This is a genomic window from Arthrobacter oryzae, from assembly GCF_037911235.1.
Taxonomy (GTDB): Bacteria; Actinomycetota; Actinomycetes; order Actinomycetales; family Micrococcaceae; genus Arthrobacter; species Arthrobacter oryzae_E.
Genome location: NZ_JBBLYW010000030.1, coordinates 1 through 12,798, shown reverse-complemented (window position 1 = coordinate 12,798; position 12,798 = coordinate 1). Strand labels below are relative to the sequence as shown.

The window sequence follows — 12,798 nt, the reverse complement described above, 5'->3', positions numbered from 1 at the left end:
GTGCCGGAACGGTGCTCGGGCACCGCTTAGACCGCGGCGCGCTGCTGCGGGGCAGCGACGTCGGCCAGGACACGGGTCAGCACGGCTTCCGCCGTGGCGCCGGAGAATTCCGCTTCCGGGTCCATCACAAAGCGGTGGGTCCAGACAACGCCCGCGAGCTCCTTCACGTCATCCGGCAGGACGAAGTTGCGGCCCTGGCTTGCTGCCCAGACCTTCGCCGCCCGGACCATGGCCAGGGCGCCGCGGACCGAGACGCCGAGCCGGGTCTCGGGGGCGTTGCGGGTTTCCTCGCACAGCCGTGAAATGTATTCCAGCACCGCGGTGTCCACGTGTGTGGTCGCGGCGAGATCGGCCATGTCCGCCACGGCCTGGGTGGTGATGACCGCGGAGAGCGCTTTGGAGCGGTCCTTGAGGTTGGCCCCGCCCAGCAGCTGCACTGTGGACGCGTGGTCCGGGTAACCGATGGAGGTCTTGATCAGGAACCGGTCAAGCTGGGCTTCGGGAAGACGGTAGGTGCCCGCCTGTTCGATCGGGTTCTGGGTGGCCATCACCATGAAGGGGCGGCCGGCTTCGTACGTGGTGCCGTCGACAGTCACCCTCGATTCCTCCATGACTTCCAGCAGGGCGGACTGGGTCTTGGGCGAGGCGCGGTTGATTTCGTCTGCGAGCACGATGTTGTTGAAGATGGGGCCCTTATGGAACTCGAACTTCTGCGTCTTCTGGTCGTAGATGGTCACGCCCGTGACGTCCGAGGGCAGCAGGTCGGGGGTGAACTGGATGCGGTTATTGGAGCCCTGCACCGTGGCTGCGAGTGCCCGGGCCAGGGACGTCTTGCCGGTGCCCGGTGCATCTTCGAAGAGGACGTGTCCCTCCGCGAGCATGGCCATAAAGGTCAGGCGGATGACGTGGGACTTGCCCAGGACGGCCTGGCCTACGTTGGCAACGAGCTTCTCGAACGTGCCTGCAAACCAGTCGGCCTGCTCAGTTGTCATGGTCATGGGTGAATCCTCTTCCGGGTTCGGGGGAATCTTCGGGCCGCAGCCCGCTTCGTCCAGCGATTAGTCTAATTGTTTTGATCAGTAGCTTGCGGGGCACGGGTTCATACCAGACGTCGACCCGTTGATGGTGTCGGCCCTAATAAACCGGTAGGTGTTTGTCCAGCGCTTGCCGTTCGCGTTGTATATGTAGAACCAGCGACTTGGACCCCAGCCGTCCCTATAGCACTCGAGTTGCACCCGCGTACCTGCGGGCATCTTGTACGAAGAACAAGTGTCCGTCGCTTCATTCCAATGGTCGGACCCGGACGCGGTTTCCAAACAGCTGTTAACATTGACAACCGCGTCCCAAAGCCGGGGCCCCGGCGGAGGAGGAGGCGGCGGCTCCGCCCCGCTGCGGGACGTATCGCTGCCGATCCGGCCAGCCTGGCCGGCGCTGACGGCGCGGACACGAAGCGTTACCGTTTCGCTGTAGCCGACGGTCTTCGAGAAGGACCTCTGCTGCGTGTCCTGCCAACCACCGCCATCCACGCTGTACTGGTAGCCCGTCACTGCACGGCCGTTGCCGCTGGGCTCGTCCCAAACCCAGGAAACCGTCTTGTCCCCGACGCCGCTGCTGTTGCTGCCCGTCACTTTCGGAGCGAAGGCCAGCCCGTACGGGTTGACCGTGTTCGAGGCAGGGCTGGCGTCACCTGCGGTGGAGCTGCGCGAGGACTCTGCCCAGACCACCACCGCGGTATCGGTGCCGTTGGCCGCCGCCACTACGCCGCCGCCGGCGGCGATGTTGCCGCTGCCGCCGCCCGAGGTCAGCCGGTACTTATAGGTGATTTCACCGGGAGCCGATCCGTTGCGCTGGGCATCGGTCAGGACCGGGAACCGGACGTCGATCTTCCCGCCATCGGCGTTGGTGTCCTTCAAGGTGGCGGTCGGTTGGCCCACCATGTCCGGCTTGCCCACTGCGCGGACGGCCGCGGACTGTGCGCTGGTGCCGGACGTGCCGGCCTTGTTGGTGGCGGACACCGTGAACGTGTAGCCCGACTCGGAGTTGTCCACCGTGACGTTCTGCGACGTCCCCGTGACCTGCTGCGTTGCCACCACGGCCCCGCCCCTCAGGGTTGTCAGCGTGTACGCCGAGATGGCGTCGCCGTTGTTGTTCGGGGCCGTCCAGGTCACCCTGAGCTGACTCTGTGTTCCGACGGAACCCGCCGCCGCCGCGCTGGGAGCTGCGGGGGTGACCGGGACTCCGGCGGGGATTTCCGCGGCGGAGTAGGCACTCCACTCGGAGGGTTCCTTGGCATCATTTCGCGCCAGGACACGGACCTTATAGGAAACGCCGTTCTGCAGCCCCTTCCACACATAGCTGAGTGAGGTCAGGTTCTGGATTTGGGCGTTCTGCCCGGCGGGCGCCGGGGAAATCTCCAGGTCGTAGGACTTGACGGGCGAGCCCTTGCTGGCCGGCGCCGTCCAGGTGACGGTGAGCTGCTTGTCGCCGAACTTCAGCGCAGGGGCAACGGGGGTATCCGGCTTGACGTCCGGACGCACCTCGGCCGAAGCCGGGGACCTGTCGGACTCGCCGAACTCATTCGTCGCCGTCACCTGGAAGTGGTACTTGGTGTTGTTGGTCAAACCCGTGAGCGTGCAACTGTTGGCCGGGCAGTCCTGCCGGTAGCCGCCCTCGCCGTAGACCGTGTACCTGGTGATGGGCGAGCCCCGGTCCGCTGGTGCCGTCCAGTTCAGCAGCGCCGTCTGGTCGCCGACGCTCTGGGCCTGCGGCGTGGCCGGTGCCAGCGGCTCGTCCTTGACCGTCAGCCTGACTCGGGCCGTGGCTTGCCGGGACGTGTCTGCGGTCTTGTCAGCCACGGTGTAGGACACGACCATTGTGCCCGTGAAGCCCGAGGCAGGCGTCACGGTCAAGTCGCCGCCGGACACCTGGACGTCGCCGCTTCCGGTCTCGGTGGCGGCGGTGATGATTGTCAGCGGGGTTTCCGGGAAAGGGTTGGAGTCATTGGCCAGCACGTTCACGGACACGGGCTTGCCCGCAGCCGCGTTGGGCTCGACGTCGTCGCTGGCAACCGGCTTGGGCCGGTTGGAGGCTGAGACGGCCAGCTGGAACGTCGCGGTGGCTTCCAGTCCCCGCGGGTCCTTGGCCCTGACCTGCACGGCGCCTGCCGTGCCTGTGGCCATGGCCCCGTCCACGGACGCCTTGAGCGTCCTACCGTCAACACGGGCGTTGAAACCGGCGGGGCCGTCGCCCACCAGTTCATACTTCATGTTGTCCACGTCGTCCCTGTCGGGGTCCGAGGTCAGCCGGCCAAGGTCCAGTTCCGCGGACTCTCCCTTCGGGACATCCACGGAGCTTCCCAGCAGGGTGGGCGCGTTGTTGCGGTCGGGATTCGGCAACACCTTGGTGCGGATGCTGAGGGTGGACTTGAGCCCGGCCGGATCATCCGGCCCGGTACCGTCCGTGACTTCAAAACTGATGGAGCCCGGGCCCACGTAGTCCTGGCCGGCGGTGTATTTGATCGCGGCGCCGTTTCCGGCCACCGGGTCACCGCCGTCGGAGCCGATGAGTTTGATCCGGTCGGTCTGGGTCAGGCGCGGGGACCTTCCGTCGCGGACCTTCACCCATTCCTTCAGGTCAACGGTCACGGACTGGCCGGCAATGACCTCGACCACCTCGTCCTTGGCCAGCGTCGGCACTTGCTGGCCGACACCGGGCACCCAGATGATGGCGGTGGATTTCTGGCCGTCCACGTCCTCGACCGTGTACGGGATGAGCTGCGGCTGCTCGGTCAGCTCCACCACCATGTTGCCGTCGGTTCCTGGCCGGGCGGTGGTGGCTTCCGTGGCGAGCGTCAGGTTCTCGCCCACACCGTCCGGATCCTCGTCGTTCTTCAGCACGGGCACGTCAACGGCGGTCTTCCCCAGGGTCTGGGCGGACGTCACACGGTCGTCCCGCGCAACCGGTGCCTGAAGCGGAACGTCAGCTCGGACGTAGACCCGGATGGTGGCCTGCGCCGAGGCGCCGCGGTCATCGACGATCGTATAGCGGACGTTCACGGTGCCTTCGCTCGCCGGAGCCTGCAGGAGGATGCGTCCGCTCGCCTTGCTCACGCCCGCTTGGAGTTCCGCAGGCGCTTCGATGCCGTCGCTGACGATGCCGATGGGGTCGCCGTCGGGGTCGGTGTCGTTGCCGGCGGCATCCACCGCAATCTGTCGTCCCGGACGGACCTGGACGTCGTCGTCAACGGGAGTGGGTTTCTGGTTCGCGTCACCGCGCGGCGCAATGCCAACTGTCACGGTGCCAGTGTTCACGGCGCCCTGCCGGTCCACCACCTTGTAACGGAAGGTGTCCGTGCCGGCGCCGTCGCCGGCGGCGGTGAAGTCGATGAAGTTACTGCCAACTGTCGCGGTGCCCATGTTGGGCGTGCTGTCGATGCCGGTCAGCTGCACCGAGTCGCCGTCGGGATCGATGCCGTCGAGCTCCACCGGGATGCGGACCGAGCCGGCTGCCACCACTCTTGCCGTAAGGTTCTTCGGCTGCGGACGGGAGTTCTCTGCGCCTTCCAGCGGCAGGATGTGGATGGTGACCGCCGCGGCGCTTTTCTGGCCCTGGGGGTCGACTGCGTTGTAGATGGCGCGGACCGTCTTGGGCTGGGAGCCGGCGATGAACCGGAGCGTGTTTTCGGACACGAAGCTCTTGCCGTCTTCTGGCGCCACTGCCTGCGGCAGTACCGGATCCACGGTCAGCTTCTGGCCCTGGGGATGCGTGTCGTTGGCCAGCACGGGAATGGTGACGACGTCGTTGACGCGGACGTTCACTTCGTCCGGTTTAGGCTGGGGCGCCTCAACGACGGCGGGCGCCGGCACCGGCACCACGGAGACGCTCCCGCTGGCGGACTTTTTGCCGTTGGACATCGTGTACTTGAACAGGAAGGGCTCCTTGGTGCCCAGCACATCGGTGATCCGCAGCACGCTGTGGTCGATCACACTCACCGATGCCGTGGTGTTTTCCGGAAGCTGGACCGACTGCAGCACCAGCACGCCGCCGGAGGGATCGGAGTCGTTGGCCAGCGGGTCCAGGAGCACGCTGCCGCCGGTCGGCATCAGCGCAACGTCATGAACCGCCACGGGGTCGCCCGTGTCCTTGCCTGATTCCACATCCACGCGTATGAGTCCCTGGCTGCTTTGCGGGCCGTTGCTGGCAATGTAGGTCAGGTACACGGGGCCGGCGGTTTCGCTGCGGAACGTGAAGGTTCCGCCGTCGGTGACGGGGCCGAGTTCGGCCGGGCCGGAGGCTTCCACCTGTGCGAGCCGCAAGGCGCCGCCGTTGGGGTCGACGTCGTTCTTCAGCGGCGCGATCACCAGGTCCTGGCCGACAACGGCGGTGACGTGGTCGGCGTTGACCACCGGAGCCAGGGCGCCAGGCGGCTGAACGTTCACCACGACTTGTCCGGTGGTGGTGTCGCGGCCGTCCCACACGGACACGGTGACGGATTTCTTGCCGGGCGCCGCCCCCGAATCCTGGTAGGTGAGCAGCCCGTCGCGGCGGACCTTGACCTGGTCCTGCTCGTTGTCTGCCTTGGCATCCAGCAACACGAGGTCGTCGCCGTCGGGGTCTGCCCAGTCGGTGAGGATGTTCTGGCTGACGGTCTTCCCCTGCTCCACCAGCATGGTGGTGGGCTCGCCGCGCTTGAAGACGGGCGGCTTGTTCTCGTCGGGACCCACGACGTTCAGGGACACCTGCCCGCCGGCGGACAGGCCCCGGCCGTCCGCCGCGTTGTAGCTGAAGGTTTCGGAGCCGGGCTTGGCGTCGGCCGGGACCGTGATCTGGAAGGCCGTGCCGCCGTAGATGTTCTGGAGCGTGCCTGAAGCGGGCCCGGAGCCCCCGACGGACGCCGTCAGGACGTCACCGTCAGGATCGGAGTCGTTGTCCAGGACGGGGAGGATGGTGGTGCGCCCCGGCCGGACGCCGACGGTGTCAGCTTTGGTTTCCGGCGGCCGGTTGGGCTTGGTCCGGTCCGGCAGGATGTTGATGGTGTTGTTGTCCGCGGATTCCTGGTCCTGGTCATCGGACTGGTTCTTTGGCGGGATAACATCGTCCCAGTTGTTGACGAGCTGCATGTTCTGGTTAACCAGCCACACATTGCCCGAGTTCACATCATTGAGCACCACCAGGTCCCGGTTCACCCGGAACACATACGACGGCGACGCACTAGCCTTGGGCACCTCAACATTCTTATCATCGGCATCGTTCACGCAGTCCCGGACGTACTTGTTCGCCCCGGACCACGCCGCATGGATGCACCCGCCCAGCTGCACCGGAGCCGCCGGAACACCCTCACCGTCGAAGGACACGGTCTTCGCCGTCGAACCGTCCAGCGGCTGCTTCAACAACGCCTTCCGCGTCGCCACCGCCACCACATCCGACGCCGGACCGGACTGCTGCAGCTTCGCCTCCTGCGCATCCGCCAAATCAAGCTCACGCCCGCCCGGCAGGAACAGCTTCCCCCGCCCGGCATCAAGCACCACCGGCTCATCCCCCACCACAGCCAGCTGCAGGTCACCGGCACCCTTCAGCCCGTCCCACGTGCTGGATTCGGTCGAAGTCGTCGCACCATTCGCATCAACAGCCGTCACAGTCACGGCACCTGTCTTCGGATCCGCACTGTAAATCCGGTTGTCCGGACCGACGGCGGATACCAGGCCTTCCGAACCGGCCAGGACAGGCTCGGTGGCTTCCTCGTCGAACCCGTTGACGGTGGACGGCGAGAGGGCCCACACCTTGCCCTTGGCGGGGTCGGTCACTGAAATGACCTCGGAACCGAAACTGACATCCGCCGAACCGGGCAGCTGCTTGTCCCCGCCGAGCTGCATGTTGGCCGGGGACACCTGGTTGAGTGTGGAGCCGGTCTCATCGTCGACAAAGACGTCACCGGAGTTCTGCAGGATGTCGAAGGTGGTGCTGGCCGGGGTTACCGCACCGTCCAGTACACGCGAGGGATAATTCAGCCGGCCAACAGCATTCCTGGCCTTGCTGACCACCCACACCCCGCCGTCGTTCAATTCCACCTCAGTGGTCTTGAACCCCGGATAAATCACCGCGCCCGCCACCAGCGCAGCACCGGCCACCGCAAAAACGGTGCCCGAGACCAACTTCCTGCGGCGCTCCCTGAGACCCAGCTTGCCGAACAGAGTTGTCACTAGTTTTCAAATCCCTCAAAATCGCGGCCGCCCCCAGGGCAGCGTTTCCAAAGACCCGGTACAAGGCTCTCTGTTTCCCGCGACAGCCTACCCAACCATCCCCGGGACCGCGATGGGGAGCTCTCCCCGGCCACCTGACCTGCGCGTCCTTCCGTAACAGGGCTCAGCACGGCGGCACCCCCGCGTTGCCGGGCTCTCCCAGCGTTGTGGATCCGGCCACCACGTAGCGGCCCACGTTGCGCGTGGATCCGGCTTCAAGCCGGTACCACGTGCGAATCGGGTTGGGGGTCCAGTGGTCGCTTTGCACGATGTAGCAGCGCACCACCATACGGTCGGCGTCTGCCACATACGCCCACGGTTCCCGGTGGGCGTTGATGCCGTCGCAGTCGTAGTAGGGCGCCGGGCGGTAGTTGGCGCCGCCCAGGGTGTAGGTGCATGACCGGACGAATGCCGGATCGGCAGAGCTGAGCGTGGTGGTCCATTCGCCGCGCTGGCCGGACCTCGCGCTCGCTTCCGCAACCGGGCCGCCCTGGCCCAGCGAGTTGAACGTCTGGACCCTGATGCTGTGGCTTTCCTCAAAGCCCGCGGTGTTGATCACGCGGCTTCCGGACGCCGCAACGGTTTCCCAGTTGGGATTTCCGTCGATGCTGATCCGGGTGGAGGCGACGTCGTTGGTAGCGGTGGACGGCGAACTCCAGTTCAAAGTCAGCGACTTCTGGTTCATGCCGCCGTTGGTGCCGGAGGCGGACGGCGTGCCGGGCGAACCGTACGGCGTTGCCGATGCCGGAGCACTCGCGTCGGAGCTCGGTGCCACGCTTGAATTGGCTGTGACGGTGATCTGGGTCTGGCTTCCGTTGGTGAAGCCGCCCACTGTCTGGCCGGGAGCAATCGGGCCGGACTGCCCGGTGGAGGCGTTGTAGGTGTAGCTGACCTCGTTGGCAGTGGATCCGTTCCTTTGACCGGCGGTCAGCTGGTTGAAGTTGATGGTGACCTGCCGGCCGGCGCCGCCGGTGTTTGCCTCGGTAACGGAGACACCGGTCACCTGGCCCAGCTTGCCGGTTGCGCGCCGCGGAGCCGACCCGCCGCTCACCTCGCCCTTCCCCGCCTTGTTTTCCGCCTGCACGGTGAACGTGTACGCCGTCTCGGAATTGGCTGCGGTGAACGTTGCCGTCCGCACTGTTCCCGGTACGGTTTGGGTCTGCGGAGCCATGCCGCCGCCGCTCATGGTGACGTAGTAATTCCGGATCGGGTCACCGTTGGTGTTCGGCTCCGTCCAGTTCACCTTCAACTGGTTTTGCGTCCCCACCGATGACGCCACCGCGGACGTGGGAGCGGCCGGTGCGGCCGGAACGCCCGCCGGATTGTCCTCAGCGGAGTACACGCCCCAGTCAGACGGGCCCAGTTCATTCACCGCCTGCGCGCGCACCTTGTAGCGCACGCCGTTGGTCAGGCCGGGCCACGTATAAGTCAGTCCGGTGACGCCGTTCTTCACGGCAATTCCGCTGGCCGGCGGCGGAGAGATCTCCAGGTTGTAGCTTTTGACAGCGGACCCCTCGGTCTTGGCCGGAGGCCAGTTGATCACCATGTCCTTATCGCCGGCCTTGACGGCAGGCGCCTCCGGCGGGGAAGGCTTTTCGTCCGGCCGGATCTCGTTGGAAGGAACCGAAGGTTCGGATTCACCCACTTCGTTGGTGGCTGTCACCGTGAAAACGTATTTGACGTCGTTGGTCAGCCCGGTGAGCGTGCACGTCGTGGTGGGACACTTCTGCGTAAACCCGCTGGAACGCACGGTGTACTCGGTGATCGCAGCTCCGTTGTCCGACGGCGGAGCCCACTTGAGGACGGCAGTGCGGCTGCGGACATCGGTCGCAGACGGCGCCGACGGCGCGTCAGGTTCGTCCCTTACCGTGACGCGGATCCTGCCGCCGGCCTGGCGGGACGCGTCTTCGGTCTTATCCACCACCGTGTAGCGCACCACCATCACGCCCTTGAATCCGTCTGCCGGAGTTACGGTGATCGAGTCCCCGGATACGGCAGGCTGGCCGGCGGCGGATCCCGTCTCCACCGTGGCCGCCACGATCTTCAGCGCGGTGTCGCTGAACGGGTTGAAGTCGTTGGCCAGCACGTTGACGGTTTCGGGCCGTGCGGCGTTGGCTTTCTCCACAACATCGTCATTGGCCACGGGCATCGGCCGGGTGGAGGCGACGAGCCGGGCGGCAACGGTGGCCCTGACTGCCGGAGACCTGCCATCCGTGACCTTGACGGGGATGCTGCCGGTGAATCCTACGGGCACCGACTTGTCGGTGCTGACCTTCAGCGTGCTGCCATCCAGGCTGCTGGTAAACCCTGACGGCAGGGTTCCGTCCAGTTCGAATTTAAGGTTGTCTTTGTCCTGCTCGTCTACGTCTTTCGCGAGCGGACCGAGTTCCAGGGTGGCCGTCTCCGCCTTGGGTACGTCCAGTGATGCGCCGCTGAAGGTGGGCGGATGGTTGGCCGCCGGATCCGGAATGACCCTGGTGATGATGGTCAGGACGGACTTCAGGCCCTCGGGATCGTCCGGTCCGGTGCCGTCCGTGACCTCGAAGGTCACCGATCCGGGGCCCACATAATCGGTCTTGGCAAGATAGCGCAGGGCCGTCCCGTTGCCGGCGATGAGGTTTTCGTTTGAGCCGCCCTGGACGGCGACACGGTCAGCGACCGTAATCCGCGGGCTGCGCCCCTCGCGGACCCTGACGTAATCGTTGAGGTTGAGGACGACTTCCTTGCCGGCCATCACCTCCACGACGTCGGTCTTCGCCAGTGTGGGGACCTGCTGGCCCTGACCGGGCACCCAGATGACTGCGGTGGAACTTTGGCCGTCGGCATCCGTCACGGTGTAGGGAATCAACTGGTCCTGCGGCGACAACGTCACCACCACGCTGCCCCCGGCGGCCCGGGCATTGGGATTCCCGTCAGGCAGGCTGATGGACAGTTCCTCAGCCACGCCGTCGGGATCCGAGTCGTTCCGCAGCACCGGAACATCAACCGCGGACTTCCCCAGGGTTTCCGCCTGCGTCACGCGGTCATCCTTGGCGACCGGCGGCTTGAGCGCCGCGGTGGGGCTGATGCGGACGCGAACGACGGCGCCGGCAGTGGCCTTCTTATCGTCCCGGATGACGTACCGGATGCTCTCGTTCCCTCCCGCGGCCGGAGCCGTCAGCAGGACCTTGGAGGATTCGGTGGCTTTGACCTGCAGTTCGGGGCGGGCTTCGAAGTCGTTGGCCACGAGTGCAATCGGGTCCCCGTCGGGATCGGTGTCGTTCACGAGCACGTCGACGGCCACGTTGCGGCCGGGCCGCACCTCCACCGAGTCATCGACGGCGATTGGCTTCTGGTTGTTCGCTTCGGGTGGTGCGATGCCAACAATCACCGTCCCGCTGTTTTCCGCTCCAATGCGGTCCCTGACCACGTAGGTGAAAGTGTCGGTCCCCGCGGAGTCCGCGGCCGCAGTGAACTCGACATACCCGTCCTTGACCACGGCGGTGCCCATGGCGGGCGCTTCCCCGATCCCCAGGAGCTGGACCGAATCGCCGTCGGGGTCGATGCCGTCCAGCTGAACAGGAATGCGCACTGTCATCCCGGCCACAACCCTCGCCGTGAGGTTCTGCGGTTCCGGCCGGGTGTTCCTGGCGTCGTCCCTGGCAGCAATCCTGATGGTTACCTGCTGGGAGTCTGTCTGCCCGGACTCGTTCTGCACTTTGTAGATGGCGTACACCGTCTTTGGCGTGTCGCCGGCGATGAAGCGAAGCGCTTCTCCGGCCGTGAACATCCTGCCGTCGGCGGCGTCAGGCTGTTGCGGCAGGTCCGGGACCAGCGTGAGCTTACCGCCGTTGGGGTCGGAATCGTTCGCAAGCACCGGGATGGTAACGACGTCCCCCGTTCGGACAACCGCCTCGTCCGGTTTCGCCTGGGGGGCCTGTAATTTTGCCGGTGCGGGCACCATCAGGACAGCGATCTCCCCCGTGGCCGAGGCCTTGCCGTTGGAGATGGTGTATTTCAGGGTCAGCTGTCCTTCGGCGCGGAGGTCAGTGATCCTGACCACCGAGTGATCCAGCACTGACACCGTGACCGGCAGGTCGTCAGCGGCGGTGACCGACTGCACCACGAGCACTCCGCCGGAGGGGTCCGAGTCATTGCCGAGGACGTCCACCAGGACGCTGCCGCCGGTGGGCAAAAGCGCGATGTCCCGAACGGCGACAGGCGCGCCGTCGCCGTCGGCCTCTACGACGTCGACGCGGACCAGCTGCTGGGCGCTGGCCGGACCGTTCGTCACCAGATACGTGACGTAGTGGGCGCCGGGTGATGAGGAATTGAAGGTGAAGGTCTGCTGGTCTGCGCCGATGGTGGCGGACGACTGCGCATCGGGGGTTGCCTGGGCCAGGCGCAGCGAGCCGCCCTGGGGATCGGTGTCGTTCTTTAGCGGTGCGATGACGGTGTCCACGCCGGCGACGGCGATGATGTGGTCGGCATTGGCCACGGGAGGAAGCGCTCCGGGGGCCCGGACGTCAACGGTGATTTTTCCTTCTGCGGTTGCCCTGCCGTCGGACACCGTGACGGTCAGGGACTTGCGGCCCGGCGCGGTTCCCGAGTCCTGGAAGCTCAGCAGCCCGTCCGGCCTGATCTTGACCTGGTCGCGGGGGTCGGTGCTGGTGGCGCTGACGGCATACAGGTCATCGCCGTCGGGATCGATCCAATCGGTGAGGATGTTCTGGGCGACCGATTTTCCGGACTGAACCACGATCGTGCTGTTCCGGTTCGGCTTCTGCCGGGGCGCCGTGTTCTCCGAGTCAGGCACCACGGTAAGCGCGACGTCTGCGCTGCCGGACAGTCCCCGGCCGTCGTCCACGGTGTACTTGAAGCTCTCCGCTCCGGACTTTCCGGCCGGGACGGCCACCTGGAATCCGGTCCCCCCATAGATCGCCGAGAGGGAACCCGTCTTCAGCTCTTCCGGTGTCCGCAGCGTGAGGACGTCACCGTCCGGATCGGTATCGTTGTCCAGCACGGGCAGGACGGTGGTTTTGCCTGCGCGGACGCCGAACGCGTCCGGCTTGGCAGCCGGCGGATTATTCGGCTTTGTCCGGTCGGGAAGGACCGTCTGCTGCACCTCGTCGGCTGAGTCCTTGTCCGCATCATCGGAGGTCTGTTGCGGCGGGATCACGTCGTCCCAGTTGTTGACCAGCAGCATGTTCTGGTTCACCAGCCACACATTGCCCGAATTCACATCATTGAGCACCACCAGGTCCCGGTTCACCCGGAACACATACGACGGCGACGCACTCGCCTTGGGCACCTCAACGGTCTTGTCATCAGCATCGTTCACACAGTCACGGACATACTTGTTCGCCCCCGACCACGCCGCATGCATACACCCGCCCAGCTGCACCGGGGCCGCCGGAACACCCTCACCATCAAACGACACCGTCTTCGCCGTCGAACCGTCCAGCGGCTGCTTCAACAACGCCTTCGGCGTCGCCACCGCCACCACATCCGACGCCGGACCGGACTGCTGCAACTTCGCATCCCGCGCGTTCTCCAGCGCAAGCTCACGCCCGCCCGGCAG

The 12,798-nt window shown here is 65.9% G+C and carries 3 protein-coding genes; all 3 read right to left on the bottom strand.

Features of this window, described 5'->3' with window-relative positions; all coding sequences use genetic code 11:
* Nucleotides 1–26: 26 nt before the first annotated feature.
* The gene (locus tag WMN78_RS08635; protein WP_340533346.1) at nucleotides 27–998 is read right to left on the bottom strand and encodes a MoxR family ATPase; all 972 of its coding nucleotides are present in this window, start codon (nucleotides 996–998) and stop codon (nucleotides 27–29) included.
* A gap of 78 nt (nucleotides 999–1,076) precedes the next feature.
* Entirely contained in the window at nucleotides 1,077–7,199 is a 6,123-nt protein-coding gene (locus WMN78_RS08630; protein ID WP_340533345.1) for an Ig-like domain-containing protein, read from the bottom strand.
* Nucleotides 7,200–7,362: 163 nt separating this feature from the next.
* Nucleotides 7,363–12,798: Ig-like domain-containing protein (locus tag WMN78_RS08625; protein ID WP_340533344.1), on the bottom strand; the 5,436-nt coding region annotated here is incomplete at its 5' end.